The 18,812-nt window shown below is 66.9% G+C and carries 15 protein-coding genes and 1 riboswitch; of the genes, 8 read left to right on the plus strand and 7 right to left on the minus strand.

Annotated features, from left to right (window positions below):
• Window positions 1-420: 420 nt before the first annotated feature.
• Window positions 421-1,338 (minus strand): FecR domain-containing protein, encoded by a 918-nt coding sequence (locus tag VFO25_11270; protein HET9343481.1) that lies wholly within the window; start codon window positions 1,336-1,338, stop codon window positions 421-423.
• Window positions 1,339-1,356: 18 nt separating this feature from the next.
• The gene (locus VFO25_11275; GenBank protein ID HET9343482.1) at window positions 1,357-1,878 is read right to left on the minus strand and encodes an RNA polymerase sigma factor; all 522 of its coding nucleotides are present in this window, start codon (window positions 1,876-1,878) and stop codon (window positions 1,357-1,359) included.
• A gap of 267 nt (window positions 1,879-2,145) precedes the next feature.
• Here VFO25_11275 and VFO25_11280 point away from each other — a divergent pair, with 267 nt between their 5' ends.
• Genes VFO25_11280 through VFO25_11295 form a run of 4 tightly spaced genes read left to right on the plus strand, consistent with a single transcriptional unit; the run spans window position 2,146 to window position 8,172 of the window.
• The gene (locus VFO25_11280) at window positions 2,146-3,336 is read left to right on the plus strand and encodes a Fic family protein (protein ID HET9343483.1); all 1,191 of its coding nucleotides are present in this window, start codon (window positions 2,146-2,148) and stop codon (window positions 3,334-3,336) included.
• Between the two features lie 3 nt (window positions 3,337-3,339).
• Window positions 3,340-5,289: a PD-(D/E)XK nuclease family protein gene (locus VFO25_11285; protein HET9343484.1), complete on the plus strand. Its 1,950-nt coding sequence runs from the start codon at window positions 3,340-3,342 to the stop codon at window positions 5,287-5,289.
• Entirely contained in the window at window positions 5,279-7,402 is a 2,124-nt protein-coding gene (locus VFO25_11290; GenBank protein HET9343485.1) for an AAA family ATPase, read from the plus strand. Before VFO25_11285 ends, VFO25_11290 begins: the two co-directional genes overlap by 11 nt.
• Window positions 7,399-8,172, plus strand: a complete 774-nt coding sequence (locus tag VFO25_11295) for an energy transducer TonB (GenBank protein HET9343486.1) — start codon at window positions 7,399-7,401, stop codon at window positions 8,170-8,172. The genes VFO25_11290 and VFO25_11295 overlap by 4 nt, the downstream gene beginning before the upstream one ends.
• 131 nt (window positions 8,173-8,303) lie before the next feature.
• On the opposite strand, the gene VFO25_11300 is transcribed toward VFO25_11295, so the two are convergent.
• Genes VFO25_11300 through VFO25_11315 form a run of 4 tightly spaced genes read right to left on the minus strand, consistent with a single transcriptional unit; the run spans window position 8,304 to window position 13,586 of the window.
• Complete coding sequence (locus tag VFO25_11300) at window positions 8,304-9,917, minus strand: peptide ABC transporter substrate-binding protein (GenBank protein ID HET9343487.1); 1,614 nt, start codon at window positions 9,915-9,917, stop codon at window positions 8,304-8,306.
• Window positions 9,914-12,181: a xanthine dehydrogenase family protein molybdopterin-binding subunit gene (locus tag VFO25_11305; GenBank protein HET9343488.1), complete on the minus strand. Its 2,268-nt coding sequence runs from the start codon at window positions 12,179-12,181 to the stop codon at window positions 9,914-9,916. Before VFO25_11305 ends, VFO25_11300 begins: the two co-directional genes overlap by 4 nt.
• A gap of 16 nt (window positions 12,182-12,197) precedes the next feature.
• A complete protein-coding gene (locus tag VFO25_11310) occupies window positions 12,198-12,719 on the minus strand; it encodes a (2Fe-2S)-binding protein (protein ID HET9343489.1) in 522 nt (173 codons plus the stop codon).
• Window positions 12,720-12,722: 3 nt separating this feature from the next.
• Complete coding sequence (locus VFO25_11315) at window positions 12,723-13,586, minus strand: FAD binding domain-containing protein (protein ID HET9343490.1); 864 nt, start codon at window positions 13,584-13,586, stop codon at window positions 12,723-12,725.
• Between the two features lie 72 nt (window positions 13,587-13,658).
• Window positions 13,659-13,844, plus strand: a riboswitch (cobalamin riboswitch).
• 41 nt (window positions 13,845-13,885) lie between these two features.
• Here VFO25_11315 and VFO25_11320 point away from each other — a divergent pair.
• From VFO25_11320 to VFO25_11335, 4 genes are read left to right on the plus strand one after another with little or no spacing between them, the layout of a single operon-like run.
• Window positions 13,886-14,881 (plus strand): iron ABC transporter permease, encoded by a 996-nt coding sequence (locus VFO25_11320; protein HET9343491.1) that lies wholly within the window; start codon window positions 13,886-13,888, stop codon window positions 14,879-14,881.
• Window positions 14,878-15,612 (plus strand): ABC transporter ATP-binding protein, encoded by a 735-nt coding sequence (locus tag VFO25_11325; GenBank protein ID HET9343492.1) that lies wholly within the window; start codon window positions 14,878-14,880, stop codon window positions 15,610-15,612. Before VFO25_11320 ends, VFO25_11325 begins: the two co-directional genes overlap by 4 nt.
• 37 nt (window positions 15,613-15,649) lie before the next feature.
• The gene (locus VFO25_11330) at window positions 15,650-17,590 is read left to right on the plus strand and encodes a TonB-dependent receptor (protein ID HET9343493.1); all 1,941 of its coding nucleotides are present in this window, start codon (window positions 15,650-15,652) and stop codon (window positions 17,588-17,590) included.
• A complete protein-coding gene (locus VFO25_11335) occupies window positions 17,581-18,441 on the plus strand; it encodes a helical backbone metal receptor (GenBank protein HET9343494.1) in 861 nt (286 codons plus the stop codon). The genes VFO25_11330 and VFO25_11335 overlap by 10 nt, the downstream gene beginning before the upstream one ends.
• A 65-nt stretch (window positions 18,442-18,506) precedes the next feature.
• On the opposite strand, the gene VFO25_11340 is transcribed toward VFO25_11335, so the two are convergent.
• Window positions 18,507-18,794, minus strand: a complete 288-nt coding sequence (locus VFO25_11340) for a hypothetical protein (protein HET9343495.1) — start codon at window positions 18,792-18,794, stop codon at window positions 18,507-18,509.
• Window positions 18,795-18,812 lie beyond the last annotated feature (18 nt).

Below are 18,812 nucleotides of genomic sequence, written 5' to 3' on the forward strand. Positions count from 1 at the left end.
CAAGATCCAATGGGTCAAATACCAGGCCCGCGGCTTCCGAAACGAAGCACGCTTTGCCCAGGCCATCTACTTCCATTGCGGCGGCCTCGACCTATCGCCGAGCCACCAGAAAGCCTGAAGCGCCGATTTATCTCGACCGCCGCGGTCATTCACTCAGGGTAAGGGAGCGGTCGAGATTCATCTCGACCGCCGCGGTCATTCACTCAGGTAAGGGAGCGGTCGAGATTCATCTCGACCGCCGCGGTCATTCAACTGCAAGGTCGTCTTCGGTCGAGCTAAAGCTCGACCGCTACATATCCTTCGAGCAATATCGCGGCGGTCGAGATGAATCTCGACCGCTCCCCAAGTCGATTGAAGACAAGATAAAAAAATTGGGGGCGGCCTGCGCCGCCCCCTGATCCGATACGGGCTGCTTGAGGGTTACGAGTGCTGCTTGGTGACGATGTCTTTCGTAGGCGTGGTCGTCGCCGGCTTCACCGGCTTGTCGCGTAGGACGCCGCCGTTCGCGGCGATCATCATGCCTTGGCCCGCGAGCAGGTTCATCACGCGACCCGCCGTGTAGACCGCGACGCTGCCCTTGTTCACGGTGACGTGCGTTCCGGTCAGGCGCTGATCGACGGAGAAGGTCGTGCCGGTCGGTACGACGGTCGCCTGATCGGTCGCGATCTTGATCGGCGATGCTTCGTGGTGGAGATCTTCGTGGACCTGGACGCCGCCGCGGTCGACGTGGACGTCGATCTCGTTGATGTTGCCGGTCTTCGGGTCGGTCGCGACGCGCTCGAAGTGCACCTGCGAGCCGCCCTGGAGCGTCATGTTGAGGTGCGCGGTGAGAGCGACGACCGCCGGGTTGATCGATGTGTTCGCGACGGTCGAGCCGCCGGTGATATCCATCGTGCCGTTCGCGACGTTCGTCGTCGCGCCGTTGTCGATCGTCTCGAGAGCGCCTTGGACGGCGGCGACGAGCGGCGGACCGCTCACCGGTAGACTCGCGTTGTGGACGTAGACACCGACCGCGAGCGCGGCTGCGAGGACGCCGCCGAAGGCGCTCGCCTGGCGCCAATTCTGACGAGCGGCGGTCGTGATCGAGCGGACCTTGTCGGAAGGCGTCGATGACGAGCTGCCATGGACGACGCGGCTGATGATCCGTTGTTCGAGGCCGCGCGGCACAGTAAGCTGCGGCACGTGCCGGATCAGCTCTTGGAACCGTTCCGCCTTGATCATGCTGCTCGCGCATGCGAAGCAGGTGCGGCGATGGCCGTCGAGGAGCGACTGTTGGGTGGGCGTGATCTGCCCGTCGAACGACGAGTAGAGAAGATCGAGCGCTTCAGAGCATTCCATTTACGTGCGCTTCCTTCCCTAACTGATCAGCGGGTCGAGCCAGACCTGGAGGCGCCGCTTGGCGCGACACAGGTTGGTGCGAGCCGCCTGCTCGTTCATGCCCAGGATGTCGGCGATCTCGCCGTACGAGAGTCCCTGAAGCTCCCGAAGGATGAAGACCATTCGCTGCTGGCTAGGCAACGCTCGCAAGCCATCCTCGAGCTCGCGGAACGTCTCGCCGCGGACCGCCGTCGCATCCGGCCGATCTTCGGTCCGGCTGACGAGTTCCGCTTCGTTCACGTCATCGATGTCCGCCATCGGCACGCCCGACTTGCCTTGATGGGTGAGGCAGACGTTCACGCAGATGCGGTAGAGCCAAGACGATACTTTGCTGCGCCCCGAAAACGTGTTGGCATGCTGGTAGGCGCGCAGGAACGATTCCTGGACGAGGTCCTCGGCCGAGGAAGCATTGTATCGGTACGCGACGTTGTAGAGCATCCGTGTGTATCGCCTCACCAGCTCTGCGAACGCTTCGCCGTCGCCGTTGGCGATGCGCTGCATCAGGGCAAGGTCTTTGCCCAGCGAGACCGGTTCTAGGTGATACGACCGGACCGCCCCCGGAATTGTTACACCGAAAAAGATTGGCAGCATGATCGGTCTTGTCGTCCTCGGGCTGTGCCCGCAAGGTTACGGGACACATAGCTCGTGCTAATATAATCGGGATTGGCGGCTTGATTCCTTATTATAACGTCAAACTTTGATGCTCGACACGACGCCCGGCAAGCGTTGCGAGGCTTTGCGGGACGGCCGCTCGAAAACCGCGTTTGCGTGCGAAACTTCATATTAGAAGAGCTGGCCGACGCACTCGACGACCGCAGCGGCCAGTTCCGCTACTTTTTCATCCTCTCCGATTGCCGGCTCGAGCCGTACGCAGCCGACGATCCGGGCGCACGCGGCTGCTCTTCTCGCAACGACGCCGTCGCCGTCCATCCGCTCTCGCATGCCGATGCGCACGAGATGATCCGCGACTTCATCGCGACGCTCGCTGACGGCGAGCTGGCCGAACGTCTTCATTCTGCCGCGGCCGGCCCATCGCCCGCACGCTTCCTTCAAGTCATCGGCGCATTCCCGCGCGCCAGGCGTTCGTGGTTGTCGTATCGCCAACGGCGGCTCGAGGCGGTGGCGCTCGATTGGCTTCGGAGCCAGAACGTCGACCTGCAGCGCCTTGGCTTGGACAAGGCGCCCCGGGCGGAGGAAGAAGCGATCGGTCTGCGCTTCGACGGAGCGCTCGAGGCGCGAATGCGCGAGGTCGACGAACGGGTCAAGGCGTTATGGCGGCGCGGCGCCGCCGCGATCGCGTCCGCCGGGGCGATCCGCGCCGAGCTCCATCTCGATGAGATCTACCACTCGAACGCGGTGCGCGGCAACCGGCTCGACCGCGTTCAGACGGAGGCGCTCGTGCTGCGCGGCGAGACGGTGGGCGGTCTCACGCTGCGCGAACATCTCGAGGCGGTCAATCTGCACAAAGCGCTCGGGCACGTCGACGTGCTCGCTAAGAGTCAGGCACCGTTGACGGAGCGTGCGATCCGCGAACTCCACATGCTGCTGTTCGCAGCTATCGACGACGAGAACGCCGGCACGTATCGTAGGATCGACACGCGCATCGTCGGCTCCGATTATCTTCCGCCGGAATCGGCGCTCGTGCCGGCGCTCGTGCGCGAGTTCACCGAGTGGCTCGATGAGACGAGCGCCGCGACGCTCGCGAAAGCGGCGGCGGCGCAGGCGAAGATCCAGAACATCTCGCCGTTCCTCGACGGGAACGGCCGCGTCGGACGCCTGCTTTCGAGCATGGTGCTGAGCGGCTCTGGCTACCCGCCGGCGATCGTGCGCTCGGATGACGCCGATCGCTACTACGACGGCCTGCGTCAATCCGACGCCGGCGACCTGAGCGCCATGCTCGCGCTGACGATCGATTGCGTCGGTGCTTCGCTCGCGCGGCTCGAAGCCGCGCTGAAATAACCGTTGTCCGCGGCGGAGAGGGCGGCGGCGTATCGCGGACTGATCGCCGAGCCGTCGCTCGCAGTACTTGCGTCCGATCGCGGTGCGCTCGACGAGTTCTGCTCGCTGAGCAGGGCCGTGGAAAACGCCGGCGTCTCGGATGCTGCGCTGGCCGCGGCGTGCGCCGACGCCGAACAGTCGATCGCGACTGTAGCTCGCGTGCTGCTTGCCATGCGCGGTACGCTGCGCGCCGCATCGCCCGGCATCGCCGCGTCGACCGCGATACCTGGAACGCAGGATCGCTTTGAAATCGCTGCGAGCTCGCTTGCAGAAGCGCTCGACATCGTCGCGCGTGATGGCTTTGAGCGCGCCGAGGTGCCTCGCGACGTCGTCGCAGCCCTCGGCGTCGATGATCCGCCGGCCATCCGCGTTCTACGGGCGGCGTTCTCGAGCGATGACCGGTCGCTTGTCGAGGCGCTCGCCGGCGATTTCGACGTCGCAGAGCTGAAAGCGGCGGAGAGGCTCGCGGGTCAGCGGTCGCTGCGCGCCGGTTTGCGCACAACGGGAGCGGCATTTCGCGGAATCGGCTCGCGCGAGCGTGCCGTCGAGTGGTTCGATCGCCTCGAAGTAGTACGCCGAGGCGGCCGAAAGCGCCGCGGAGCGCTTCGCGCCGCAGTCGAAGCGACAGGCGTTTGCGACGCGGACGTCGCGAAGCACGCTGCATCGGCAGACGCGGTTTGGGACTCGCTCGACGATCCGCCGTCGTTTGGCGTGCGAGCGGCGCTACTTTGTGACGCGCTCTCGACGGCTCGCATCTCCGATGATTTTCGGCTCGTGCCTATCGGCACCGATACTAGCCATCCAGCTCGGATCGACTTCGACGACGCACCGGGAGGAGCCGTCGATGTCGCGGCGTTTGCGACCGCGATCGGCTGCGACGGACCGCTGTTCCACGGGCCTCATGTGCGCGTTCGTTTGCCTGCGAATGAAGTGGTCGCGCGCTTCTTGCAGCAGCGGGGCGAAGCTGAGAATGTCCGCGTACGGCTGGATCGTCCGCTTCCGGAGAGCGGCGGCATGGTCGTCGCTCCGCGCATGACGTTCTCGGCGTCGCGGCTCAACATGTTCGTGAAATGTCCGCGCCGATTTTTCTACGAGTATCTCTGCGATGCCGTCGACGAACGCACGACGTCGAACGCAGTGTACGGAAAGGTCTTCCATGCCGCGCTCGAGGCGCTCCATCGCGAGGTGCGCATCCCGTCCGCGTGGCAGCGCGGCGAAGTCCTCGACAAGCTCTGCTTGCAGCTCGACGCCGCGTTCGGCGTCGCGAGTCGCGAGTTCGAGTCGGAGCTCGAGTACGCGGTGCTCCGGTTGCGCGCACGTCAGGTCGCGCGCCATTACGTCCGCTGGCTCTTCGAAGAGACGGCGGACGCGCCGCTCGAGATCTCGGATGTCGAAGAGCGACATGATGTCCTGCTCGGCGACCATCGCTTCGTCGGCTACATCGATCGCGTCGACCGCCCTGCGGGCGGCGGTCCGGTCACGATCCTCGACTACAAGACCGGCCGCATCGAAGAAGATCCGGAGGAGTACCTGCGACAGGTGCGTACCGGCGATGAGGCGCAGCTCGCTCTCTACTACGCGATGCGCCGCGCGCGCGGTGACCAGGTGGCGCGTATCGCGCTCGTATCGATCCGCGACGCCCGCGATCGCACGTGGGTGCTCGCGCTCGACATCGCCGACGAATCCGGCAAGTCGGTCGCGCCGAGGCGCGAACGCGCCGGTGTCCTGCGCGCGACGTGTTCGCTCGCCGATCTCGAGGCATCGCTCGCCGCGCTGACGCGCCGGTGCGACGAGATCACGACCGAGGGCTTCGATCATTTCGCGGTCGGCGACGATCCGCCATGTTCGTACTGCGCGTACGCCGCTTCGTGCCGCGAGCGACCCGATGACCAGGAGCGGATCTTTGCTCGCTGAACAGCCGGTGCCGCTCTCCGAAGCGCAGCGGAGCGTCGCGTCGTTCGACGGTCCGTCGCCGCTGCTCGTCACGGGGCCGCCCGGCTCCGGAAAGACGACCGCACTCGCTGCGCTCGCAGGGCGCTGGGCCGAGGCAGGCCCGGTCACCGTCGTCTGCGCGAACGATGCGTCGCGCGCTGCTTTTCTTGCGAGTGCGATACGGTTAGGGATCAGCGAAGGGATCGTCGTGGAGACCCTTCCCGGGCATTTGGCATCGTGGATGCGTCGCGAGTTCGCCGCGTCCGGCGCATCGCCGCGCCTGGCGGTCGGAGCGGAAGCAGATTCGATCGCGCTCGCTCGAGAGGCCGGCCGTACGATACTCGACATGACGTGGCCAGGTTTCCGCAGCACCGAGTTCGTCCTCGATCTTCCGTTCTTGGCCCGGCCCGACGTCTTTTTCGAAGAGACTGCGCGCCTTTTCCAACAGCTTCGGCGCAGGCTCGTCGATCCCGAGAGCTTCAGCGCGGGTTGTGCCGGAGGCATCGAAGCGTTCTACGGAGCCGATGTCGAGCGAGCACGTGCGCTTTGTGCCGACGGCAGCGTTCGATCGAACGCGAGCCGTCGCGGGCGTGAAGCGATGTCGGCGACGGTCGATCAGCTTCGCGTGCAGCGACGCGCCGAACGCGATCTAGCGGTGATGCTCGTCTTCCTGTATGGCGAGTACGCCGGCCTCGCGCGCGGCAGGAGCGTGTTGTGCGCGGAAGACGTCATCGCGGAAGGCGTCGCCTGGCTCGAGCGCGATCCGGACGCGGTCGCACGGCTCGCCGCGCGATCCGGCGGATTCGTCGTCGACGATGCGGAGGACGCCGAGCCGGCGCTCGCGCCTTTGCTCGAGATCTTAGGTCGCGCCGGCGGCGTGCGGCTTGCCGCCGCGATCTGCCCGTCGTCGGCGATCGAAGGCATCCGCGGGCGCCGCGCGCTTGCGCTCGATGTGTCTGCCGAGAAGATCGTGCTGCCGCCGCCGGCGAGCCGCTGCGCGACGACCGCGGCGCGGTTCTCGGACGAAGGCGCCGAAGCCGACGCCGTCGCGCGCGACATCCGCGAGCTGCTCGATCAGGGCTCTCGACCTTCGGACGTCCTCGTGTTGACGCGCGACCGGCACGCGGCCGCCATCTACGTCCGTGCTCTGTCCGAGCGCGGCGTGCCGATCGCGGCACCGCGCGAGTCGTGGCAGGCGTCCGATGATATCGCCGACTTGCTCGCGCTTGCGTGCGTCGTCGACGACCCCTACGATCACGCGCACTTGCTGCGCGTTCTTTCGTCGCCGGTCGTCGCGCTGTCCGACCTGTCGTTGCTGCGCTTGTGCCGCGACCCGGAGGACGCGGACCAACTGGCGCTCGACGTCGGGCTGGACGACGCGCGCTTGAGCGGCGGGCGCGGCGTCGCCTCGACGACCCTAGCCGAAAACGTCCTCTACGGACTAGCCGACCAGCGCTTGTCGGAAGATGCGCGCGTCTCGCTCGTGACGTTCCGGGAGCGCTCGAAGGCGTGGCGGACGGCGTGTGCGCGCATGAGTCCTCCGTCAGCGCTCGCATACCTCAGCGAAGTCGGTGGGTTCCGAGCCGAGTGGCACGCCGCGCCCGAGCATCTGCGCGAGCGCCTTTCCGAGGATGCGAGGCGTCTCGTAGCGGCGGCGTGCGGGCAGCCCGGCGGACTCGGCGATGTGGCGCGCACGCTCGAATCTGGTCTGGCGGCGATCGAACCCTCAAAGGCCGGCGGCGACGCCGTCGGCAGCGAGACGATCGCCGGCGTCAAAGGATCGCGCGCGCCATACGTGTTCGTCACAGGCGTGGCACACAATCGCTTCCCGCGGATCTATGTCTCGCACGCGCTCTCCTTCACGAAGCAGTGGGGTCTCATCGCCCGCGAGAACGTAGCCGGGGGCGCATCGCAGACGGCGAAGTTCGCGTGGTACTATGCCAAACACGGCGCGAAGCGGATGTATATAGAAGAAGAGCGACGCGCGCTCGCCTACGCGTTGTCGCGTGCCGACGTTGCGGCACGCGCGACGGGCTACGGCTCGACGCCGCGCTGGGCCGCCGACCAAGACTTGCTCTCGGCATACGGCGCATGATGGCTCGCCGACCAGGTATCGCCATCGCGTTCGTCGCCTGGCTCACGCTATGCGCAGCCACGTCCGCGACACCGCCGACGCTCGCAGGCGTCGCAGTCGGCTCGTCCGTGCTCGATGTCGAGAAGCGGTTCGGCTTCCCCGATGTCGCGGAGACGACCGACTACGGGAGCTTCTGGCAATGGTCCGAGCGCGACGGTCTCGACCGCGAGATCTACACCGACGACGATCTGGTCGTCGAAAGCGTCCTCGTCGCACCGGCTCGCGGCGGCTCGACCGCTCAGCCATCCGAGGCGCCGATGCTCGGCATAGACGTGTCGAAGGCGGCGACGGCAGCTGCATCGGTCGGCGCCGGTCCGACGATTGTCAAGCCATCGACGCCCGGCATCATCGTGTGGCCTTTCGGTTCGGGCTATCTCGTGGCGGAGACGGTCGGCAGCGTCGTCGCGCGCCTGCGCGTTCTCGACGTCACGAGCACCCGGCGTTGGCGCTATGCCGGGGATCCGCTCGCGACGCCTCCCCACACCGCGGCTACGATGGTAAGGGAGGTGATCGCTCCATCCGTGCCCGCCGGCGTGGGTGAGGATCTCATCCTCGTGAACCTCGACGCGACCGGAAAAGTCACCGATGCGAAAGTCCTCATCGGCTCGGGCCAGACAGACGTCGATCGATTCGCCATCGATTGCGTGAGGTTGTCGACGTTCAAACCCGCGACGTGTGCGGGCGTGCCCTGCGCCGGCACGTATCTCTACTCAGGCGGCATTCTGCGCTAAGGTCGCCGCAAGAGAAAATGTAGCGGTCGAGCTTTAGCTCGACCGCCGCGGTCTTTCAACTGCGAGGCCGTCTACGGTCGAGATAAATCTCGACCGCTCCCTGCCCGATTTGCGAACGTTCGACGGATCGTTCAGATGGACCAGTCTTGGACGTTCCAGAAATCGGAGTTGACCGTCTCCGGGGCGAAGCCGCGCAGATCGTCGCTGACGCCGTAGACGAACTGCTCCCAATCGATCGGGATGTAGGGTAAGTCCTCGTTGAGCCGTCGCTGTATGAGCGCGTAGTATTTCTTGCGAGTCGCCCGGTCGTACGTCGCGTTCGCCGCTTCCGTCCACCGGTCGACGTCGGCGCTCGAGTATCTCGCCGAATTGAAGCCGTGCGGTTCGATGAAACGCGTCTCGATCAGCTGCGACCGGTCGGGGTCGACGTCGTACCCGTAGCCTGAGAGAAGCGCGTCGAACGTTCCGGCCGGCTCGATCTGCCCCACGAGCACGTTGCGAGGGACCGAACGCAGCTGTACGTCGGCGCCGATATCGTGCCACGCGCTTTGAAGCTCTTCGGAAATCGCCGCGCCGGTCGTCGACGTCGTGTGGATGAACTCGAACGAGAGCCGCTTGCCGTCCTTCTCACGGATACCATCTGCGCCGACGACCCAACCCGCTTCGTCGAGCAGCCGGCGCGCGCCGACGAGATCGAACGACGGCGAACCGTTGTCGGGATCGAATGCCCAGTTGTTCGGCGGCATGAGCGACGTCGCCGGCACCGCGGTGCCGTTGAACGCGGTCGAGGCGACACGATCGCGATCGATCGCCATCGCGAGCGCGCGGCGGACGCGGACGTCGTCGAACGGCGCATGCGTGAGATTGAGCGTGATGAAATCCTCGAGGTACGTGGGCGCGACGACGACGTGGATGCCGGTGATCCGTTTGTACGGCTCGATCTGTGTCGGCCGCGCTTGCGTCGCGACGTCGAGCTGGTGGCTTTGCATCGTGACGAGCTGCGTGTCCTCGTTCGGCAGGATCTCGACGTCGATCTCGTGCACGTGCGGTGCGCCGCCGAAGTAGCGCGGATTGGCTTTCAAAACGATCGTCGAACCGCGATCCCAGCGGGCGAGCATGTACGCGCCGCTCCCGACGGGATGCGTATTGAACGGGTCGCGGTTGAGGTCGGTCGTGTGCGCGAGCACGTGTTCCGGCACGATCTGCCCGAAGCCGCCGACGCAGAAGACCTGGCTGAGGACCGGCGCGAACGGTTCGCGCAGCCGCAAGATGACGGTGCGCGGGTCCGGCGTGTCGATGCGCTCGATGCGCGCGTACGTCGATTCGACCGGCGAATTGTTCTTCGGATCCATGATGAGGTCGTAGGTGAATCGGACGTCCGCGGAAGTCACCGGCACCCCGTCCTGCCAGACCGCGTTCCTGCGAAGATGATACGTGATGCTGCGGCCGTCCTTGCTGATGCCGCCGTTCGAGAGGGTCGGCACTTGCGTCGCGAGATCGGGCACGAGGTTCTCGGTCGAGTCGTACTTGACGAGCCCGCTGAAGATCGCTTCCTGGACGTAGTTCTCCGCATAGAGCTGCGCGACGATCGGGTCGAACGAGTTGACGTCGGTGTTGATGCTGATGCGGACGACGCCGGGCACCGTCCAGGGATTCGATGCGGCGACGCCCGCCGATTGGGTCGCCTTGGAGCACGCCGCTATCGACAACGCAGCGACGATCGCCGCGGCACGCATCGTCCTCATCCGCGATTCTCCTCGATCGCGCGCCAGACGCGCTCCGGCGTCATCGGCGCTTCGTAGGGCACGACGCCAACAGCGTCGCGGATCGCATTGCCGATCGCACCCGCCGGCGTCGTCACCGGGGGTTCGCCGACGCCTTTCATGCCGCGCGGTCCTTCCTTTGACGGATGCTCGACTATGATCGCCTCGATCTCGGGAGCGTCGACGGCGGTCGGAAGCAGATAGCCGCCCAAGCTCGGGTTGACGAAACGTCCGTCCTCGTAACGCATCTCCTCGGTGAGCGCCCAGCCGAGACCTTGCACCGCGCCGCCTTCGATCTGTCCGATGACGCCGGGCGGGTTGACCGCGAAGCCGACGTCTTGCGCAGTCGCGAGCTTGCGGACGCGGACGCGGCCGGTCTCGGCGTCGACATCGACTTCGGCCGCGGTCGCGGTGAACGAAGGCGCCATCCAGCTGGCGAACGAGTGCGACTCGACGAGCGATGCGTCGAACTCGGGATCGTCCGAGCCGACGGCTTCACCTTTACCTTCGATCATGCCGCCCGCCGATTTGGCGAGCGCCGCGAAATCGACGAAGTGATCGGGTGCGCCGCGGACATATGCGCGGCCGCTTCGCAGCTCGATGTCCTCGGCACGCGCTTCGAGCACGTCTTCGGCACGCGCGATGAGCTTTTCGCGCGCGTCTTTCGCCGCGTTCTCGGCGGCCATGCCCGAGCCGAACGTCGAGCCGCTTCCGCCCACGCCGCCGTCGTACGTCGCCGACGCCGTGTCCGCCAAGACGATCTCGATATCTTCCGGTGCGATGCCGAGCGCGTCGGCGGCGAGCATCGGCAACGCCCACGCAGCCGAGCCGGTTCCGACCTCTGGGTTGCCCGAGTGCAGCCGGACACGGCCTTCGCCTGTTATCTCGACGCGCGCGCGCGACTCGGTGCACGAGGAGAACCACCACGTGCACGCGAGACCGCGGCCGCGGCCCGCCTGCTTGGGCGTTCCCCATCCGATCGCGCGTGCCGCTCGCTCCAGCACGTCTTTTGCGCTGACACCTTCGAGGCGCTGCCCGGTCGGGCCCGAGTCGCCTTCGACCCAAGCGTTGCGAAGGCGGAACTCGAGCGGGTCGATGCCGAGTTCGCGCGCGAGCTGATCGATGTGCAGCTCTTTCGCGAAGTTCGTCTGCGGTCCGCCGGGCGCGCGGACCGGCCCGGCGTTGTGCTTGTTCGTATAGACGAGCCTCGCTTCGATGTCCAGATCCGGGATACGATACGGCGCGGATGCGAGCATCGACGCGATGAGCGCGCTGCCGCCGCCCCAGCCGAGGTACGCGCCGGTGTCGAAGACGATCGACGCGCGCATCGCGAGCAGCGTGCCGTCTTTGCGTGCGCCCGAGCGGAACGTCGCGCGGCCGCCATGTCGCGGGTAGACGTTGAGGCTGTCTTCAAGGCGCGACCAGACGAGGCGCACCGGTCGATCGCACGCAAGCGCGAGCGCCGCCGCATACCATTCCGCCGCCATGACGAGCTTGCCCCCGAATCCCCCGCCGACGAATTGGTTGACGAATCGCACCTTCTCGACGTCGAGGTCGAAAAATTCCGCCAAACTGTCGCGGTTGTCGTACGGCGTCTGGGAGCCGCACCAAAGGGTGAGGCCACCGCCCGGCTCCTTGCGCGCGAGCGCGGCACGCGGCTCGATATACGCTGGCATGCCATGCGAGAAACGGAACTGCGACTCGACGACCGCATCCGCCCTTGCGAAGGCCTTGTCGACGTCGCCGCGCCGGATGCGATTGTATCCGCACGTGTTGCGGTCGAGCACGCGGCCTTCGCCCTTCTCGTACGTCTGCCAATCGGGATGGACGAGGCGGCCGTCGGGGGCGAGCGCGTCGTCGATCGTGAGGATCGGCTCGACGGGTTCGAGATCGACCTCGATCGCAGCGGCGGCCGCGCGTGCGTGCGCTTCGGTGTCGGCCGCGACCGCCGCGATCGGCTCGCCGGCGTAACGCACGAAGTCGCGCGGGAACAAGTATTGATCTTTGATGCCGAACGCGAGGCGCTTTTCAGGGACGTTGCCCGAGTAGACGATCGCGGCAACACCGGGCATCGCCCGCGCCTTGTCGATGTCGATCCTGCAGATACGCGCGAACGGATGCGGCGATCTGCGGACGAACGCGACGAGCGGATCGTCGAGCGCGACGTCGGCCGTGTAGATCGTCGCGCCGGACGCCTTGGCGCGCGCATCGCCGCGGATGCGATGCGTGCCGACGACGGACGCCATCAGCGTGGATCCTCGCTCATGCTCGCGACCTCACCGGCGTGCGTCCGCGCTTCGTTTCGTTCGCGGCCTCCGACCGGCCCACGGCGCCGGCAGCCGCGCGCACCGACTTGACGATCGACTGATAGCCGGTGCAGCGGCAGATATTTCCCGCGAGCGCCGATCGGATCTGCTCGGGTGAGGGGTCGGGCGTGTCGTCGAGCAGCGCTTGCGTCGCGACGACCATACCGGGCGTGCAGTAGCCGCACTGCAATCCACCGTTGTCGACGAACGCCTGCTGGACGGGCGAGAGCGAGCCGTCTTGCGACAGGCCTTCGATCGTCGTCACGCGTTTGTTGTCCGCGTCGACCGCGAAATACAGGCACGAGTTCACGGGGAGTTCCTCGATGAGCACCGTGCACGCGCCGCAATACCCCGTGCCGCAGCCTTCCTTTGTCCCCGTCAACCCGAGTTCGTCGCGCAGCACGCGCAGCAGCGGCGCGATCGGATCGACGACGACGCGATGCGTCGTTCCGTTGACGTGGAGCGTGATCGCATGCATCGATCAAGCCCCTTCCATGGACGTGCGCCGGATCGAATCCAACGCCCGCGTCACGAGCGTTCGCACGAGCTGCCGCCGAAAAGCCGTCGATGCACGCTCGTCGTCGCGCGGCTCGGCGTCGACTTCAGAAGCGGCGTGCGCCGCGCGCGCAATGCGGGCATCGCTCAGGCCCCCGCCGGCGATGGCGCGCTCCGCGGCGATCGCGCGGATCGGCGTTTCCGCCGCGCCGCCGAGCGCGATGCGTGCGTCCGCGACGTCGCCGCTGGGTCGAAGGCGCAAGGACGCGCCCACCGAGACGAGCGCAAGCTCGAACGCTTGCCGCGTCTGCATCTTTTCGAACGCGCAGCGGCTACCGACCGCCGTCGGGATCCGAAAGCCTGCCAGAAGCGAGCCCGCACGCAAGCCCGCAAAGCCGGGCGAAAGCATCTGTTCGACCGACAGCACGAGCATCTCATCGTCGAGCTTCGCGATCGTCGCTGCGGCGTCGCATGCGAGCAGCGCGCACGCCATGTCGGCTGCGTGATGCGACGAGAGCACGTTGCCGCCGATCGTCGCGACGGTCCGCAGCGCCGGTGCGCCGAGCGACGACGCAGCGGTCGAGAGGAGCGGCGCGTGATGTTTGACGAGAGGATCGCGCGCGATCGAGCGCGCCGTCGCGAGGGCGCCGACCAGCAGCGTGTCGCCGTCGATCCGGATCTCGGACAGCTCGTGTATCCTTTTCAGGTTGACGAGCGCGTCGGCGGCGCCGGGATTCGCGCGCAGGTGCGGGCCGAGAAGCGTGCCGCCTGCGAGGACCTTCGCACGTTCGCCGAAGCGATCGAGGACGACGAGTGCTTCGCCGATGAAGTTGGGCTCGTAGTAGTGCATCTACGTCTGCGTTTTTGGGCCAGCCAATCTCAGGCCTTCCGGCCAGCGGCGGAACAGAGGAGCGCCCGCGCGTTCTTCATAAGTAATTCGCGAACACAGATCCGAGGCGCCAGGGAAGCCGGTGAGAATCCGGCGCGGTCGCGCCACTGTAACCGGGGAGCCGCCGACACCGCCACCGCCGCGATAGCGACGGGAAGGCGACGGTACGAAGGCCACGATCCGGGAGCCAGGAGACCTTCCTCGGACCAGCGCTCGACGTAAGTCCTCTCTTCGCGAAAAAAGAGGGTGCTTCGACCAGCATGACTCGCTCGCGCTACAAGCGCACGGTCGCGCTTGCGGCTTTGACGGCGGCCGCCGTCGTTGCGGCATGCGCCGCGCTCGCGTATGGCTCCGTCGGCGTGCCGATCGGAGCGCTCGCGTTCGCCGCCGCGCATCCGAGCACGACGAGTCTCGCGCACACGATCTTCTGGGACCTTCGCTTGCCGCGCGTCTGCATCGCTGCGTGCGTCGGCGCCGGTCTCGGGGTCGCAGGCGTCATGCTCCAGGCGTTGTTCCGCAATCCGCTCGTCGATCCGTACGCGAGCGGCGTTTCCGCGGGCGCTGCGCTCGCTGCGACGCTCGGGATCGCCGCAGGGATGTCGTTCGCGGTCGTGCCTGCGGTCGCGTTCGTCGGCGGTCTCGCGTGCGCAGCGGTCGTCGCCATCCTCGGCGCGGGAAGCGGCGCGGCCGGCAACCTCCGTCTCGTGCTGGCCGGCGTCGCGGTGTCGGCGTTGTGCAGTGCGGCCGTGACGCTCGTGCTCTTGCGGCTCGAGCCGTCGTCGGAGCTCTCCGTCCTCTCGTGGCTCGCCGGCGGCATCGGCGGACGCGGGTGGCTCGAGCTGCGGTGGTCGGGCAGCTATCTCGCCGTCGGCTTCGCCGGCGCGGCGACGCTTGTCCACCAGCTCAACGCCCTGCGGCTCGGCACGTCTGCCGCCGCAGGGCTCGGCCTCAACGTCGACGGCGCACGCTGGCGCGTGCTTTCCCTTGCGGCGCTCATCACGGCGGCTTGCGTCGCCGTCAGTGGCGTCGTCGGGTTCGTCGGCCTCATGGTGCCGCACGGCGCGCGAAGGCTCGTCGGCGGCGACATCGCGTGGCTCTTGCCGACGAGCGCGATCGGCGGAGCGGCGGTCGTGATCGTCGCCGATACGCTCGCGCGATCGATCGCGCCGCCGACCGAGATCCCGCTCGGCGTCCTGCTCGCGATCGTCGGCGTTCCATTCTTCCTCGCGGTCGCACGAAGGCCGGTGGAGCTATGACGACGATCGCCGCTGTCAACGGCGTTGCAGTTCGGTACGGCCGCCGGACGATATTCACGGACGTTTCGCTCTCGCTCCCGACGGGGTCGTTCACCGCGATCGTCGGTCCGAACGGATCCGGCAAGTCGTCGCTGCTGCGCGTTCTCGCGCGCACGCAGCGCCCCGATGCGGGTTCGGTGTCGGCGGCCGAGGGACTCGCGCTCGTCGTGTCGACCGTCAATCCGCCCTCCGACGTGACACCGCGCGAACTGGCCGACTACGGGCTCGCCCTTCGCCGTCCTTGGTGGCGCTTGCGGCCCTCTCCGAGCGACGATACGGCCGTCGCAGCCGCGCTCGCGCGGACCGGACTCGACGATCGAGCCGACGATCCGGTCGCGCAGCTCAGCGCCGGCGAGGTGCAGCGCGCATGGATCGCGGCGGCTCTGGCGACCTCGGCGCGCACGCTCCTCATCGACGAGCCGACGACGCATCTCGACTTGCGCTACCAGGTCGAGATCCTGGAGACGTTGCGTTCGCTTACGGCGAGCGGCGTCGCGGTCGCCGCAGCGATCCACGATCTGACGCTCGCCGCGCGATTCGCCGACAGCATCGCGCTGCTCGCCGGCGGCGCGCTCAAGAGCGGGTCGCCGCTCGAAGTGCTCGAGCCTGATACGTTGCGCCGAGCGTTCGGCACGGACGTTTCAGTCCACCGTCATCCCGACGAAGGCTATCTCGTCTGCCTGCCGCGCTGATACGGTGCGCTTGATCTCAAATGAAGGACGAATACCAATGAAGCTCTCGACAATCGCAGGATCCGCAGCGTCCGCCATCGCGTTGTTCTTGTCCGCCGGTCCGGCTGCAGCGGATCAGCCCGCGCCGTCGCCGACCCCGACCTCGGTCCCCGCGAAACTTCTCGACACGATCGTCACGACCGCGGAGCGCCGCACGACGACGATTCGGGCCGCCTCGCGCGAGACGTACGTCGTGACGTCGGACGACCTGGCGGAGTTCGCTTCACCTACGCTCGCGCAGGCGCTCTCGTTCGTCCCTGGTCTGTTCGTCAAGCGCAACGGTGCGTTCGGCGGCGTCGAGAGTCTGCTCGCGCGAGGTGCGAGCTCGGAACAGACGCTCGTCCTCATCGACGGGCGTCCGGCGGGCGATGCGGATCTCGGCGACTTCGACCTCTCGTCGCTCGCGCCGGACGGCGTCGAGCGCATCGAGGTCGTGGAGGGCGGCGCGTCGACGCTCTATGGATCCGGAGCGGTCGGCGGCGTCATCAACATCATCACAAAGCAGGCAGCGGGCGCCCCATCCGCATCGGCCTACGAGCAGATCGGCTACGAGGGCGCGACCGCGACCGGCGTCAGCGCCCGCGGCGGCGATCCGCGCGTCCTCGCTGCGTCATTTGACGCCCGGTCGTCGCACGCGCGAGATCAATTCGACTATCCAGCCTTCCTCACGATCCCCTCGGGCACTCGCACGGACGACGACGCGAAAGCGCAAGACGTGACGCTCTCGCTCGGACACGACTTCGGCTCAGTCCACGGCTCGCTCTCGCTCAACGACGACACGAACGACGTCGGCGCTCCCGGCGATCTCGAATTCTGCGCGGCGCCGCCGAACAACGCGTTCTGCCCGAGCGGTCTTGCCCGGCAGCAGCGCGATTGGGGGCGAAGCGAGGCCGACTTCGAGTGGCAGGGCGGCTCTAACGACATCACGATCCAAGGCTATGCCGACGGCAGGAGGCTTCATTTCTACGACCCGGCGCCGCCGTTCGGTTTCGACACGTTCACTTCGCTCGCGACTCGCGGTGCGAGCGTCCGCGACGTCGTGACCGCCGGAAGGTCGAACACGATCGTGGCGGGCTTCGACACGCGGGGCGATCGCGCGACGTTCGGCGCGAGCTTCTATGCAGCGCCGACGATCGCGAGCGACGCGACGACCGCGTGGTACGTGGAGGACGACATCCACGCGCCCGGCTCGCCGACGGGTCTGTCGTTCGGCTTGCGGCGCGAGCATCCGCAAGGCGTCGCGGCTGTGACCGTGCCGAGCGTCGGCGTCACCGAAGAGCTCTCTGGCGGCGGTGCGCTGCGCGCGAACTACGCGCGTTCTTTTCGCTCGCCGACGCTCGACGAGCGCTACTTCCCGAACTTCGGCACGCCGACGCTCCAACCGGAATACGGTGCGACCTTCGACGTAGGCGCGTCTGAACCGGCCGGGCGCGGGCTCGCATCGCTGACCTACTTCGGCACGGACACGAACAACCTCATCATCGACGTGCCGATCGATAACTTCGGCGACGTGGCGCCTGAGAACGTCGCGAGCGCGCGCGTCCGCGGATTCGATGCGTCGCTGCGAGAGCCGTTCGGTGCCGGCTTCGCGGTGTCGGCATCGTACACGGATTACACCGAGGCCAGGGATCTGACCATGGATAAGCGGCTGCTCTACCGGCCGACGGCGACGGCAGCCTTACGCGTCGAGCGAGACCGGACGCGCACGTCGTACGGCGTCGATGTCGATTACACCGGACAGCGCTATGCGGATGAGAAGAACACCGTGCTCTTGCCGTCGTTTGCCAGCCTTGGCGGGTTCGGGCGCATGTCGCTGGGCGGCGGTTCGTCGGTGATGCTCCGCCTCGACAACCTGACTGGCGAGCGCGTGCCGGAATCGTACGGTTATCCCGTCTTGGGGCCGACGATGTCGCTGACGTTCACCCAGACATGGCGGTGAGGCGTGCGCTCGGCGTGTTCGCGGCCGCATTTGCGGTCCTCGCCGCGGCGTGCTCGTCGTCGCGAAATACCGCGGCGCAGCCGGCTCCCTATGACTCTGGCATTCGCATCGTCTCGCTCGCTCCGTCGATCACCGAGATAGCGTATGCCGTCCGGTGCGGCGGAGAGCTCATCGCCGACACGACCTTCGACGACTACCCGCCGGCGGCGAAGAAGCTGCCGCACGTCGCCGATCTCGCCCACGTCGACTTGGAAGCGCTCGCGACGATCCATCCGTCCGTCGTGCTCGCATTGCACGATCAAGAAAAGGAAGGGACGGAAATAGCCGAGCGGCTCGACGTTCCGGTGACGTATTTGCCCAATCGCGGCATGGCAGACCTGTACGCCGACATCGCCGGCGTCGGACGAGCGTGCAAAGCGGAGACGTTTGCTGCCGAGCTCTCGGCGCTGATACGCGCCCAGGTCGCGACGATTGCGGCGAAGGCCGCGCACGCGCCGACGAAGCCGCGTGTGTTGTTCCTCCTCGGGCTGCCGGGCTTTACGGCGGGCAAGAGCAGCTACCTCGACGATCTCATCCGTATGGCCGGCGGCGTCAACGTCGCCGGAAACGTCGATCAGGCATACCCCGACCTCAGCGGCGAAGCGATCGCCGCGATGCAGCCCGACGTCATCGTCGTCGGTCGCGAGGTGCCGTTCGGTCAAGATGTCCGATCGCGCGAGCCGTGGCGCAGTCTCGCGGCCGTGCGTTCCGGCCGGATCGAAGTATCGCCCGACGACGATATCCTCGAGCGGCCGGGCCCGAGAATCGTCGAGGGGCTCGCTTGGCTCGAAAAAGCGATCCACCAGAAGTAGGCTTGGGAGCGGTCGAGATTTATCTCGACCGGCCGCGCGAAGCGCGGCGTTCGAGGACGCGGACTCTAAGGACGAGGCAGATGACTTCCGCGTTCGCCGTGTTTTTCGTGTTCGGCCTGCTCATCCGGATCTGCGACCGCGAGTTCGGATAGACGGAAGAACACAATCCGGTCGTCCGGGGGGAACTTCACCTTCACGAGCGGGTTGTCGCGAGGCACCGCTGGGACGATTGCGTGCACGATGCCGGTCGATCCGACATAGCCGCGATGGACTTCGGTGAAATACGAAGGCTCGTCGTCGGGCGTGCGCACCGATGCCGCCAAGCCGACGATGGATTTCGGCCGCTCAGTCATCTGATCTCGAAGCCGCGA

The sequence above is a fragment of the Candidatus Eremiobacteraceae bacterium genome (assembly GCA_035710745.1).
In the GTDB taxonomy this organism is placed as follows: domain Bacteria; phylum Vulcanimicrobiota; class Vulcanimicrobiia; order Eremiobacterales; family Eremiobacteraceae; genus JANWLL01.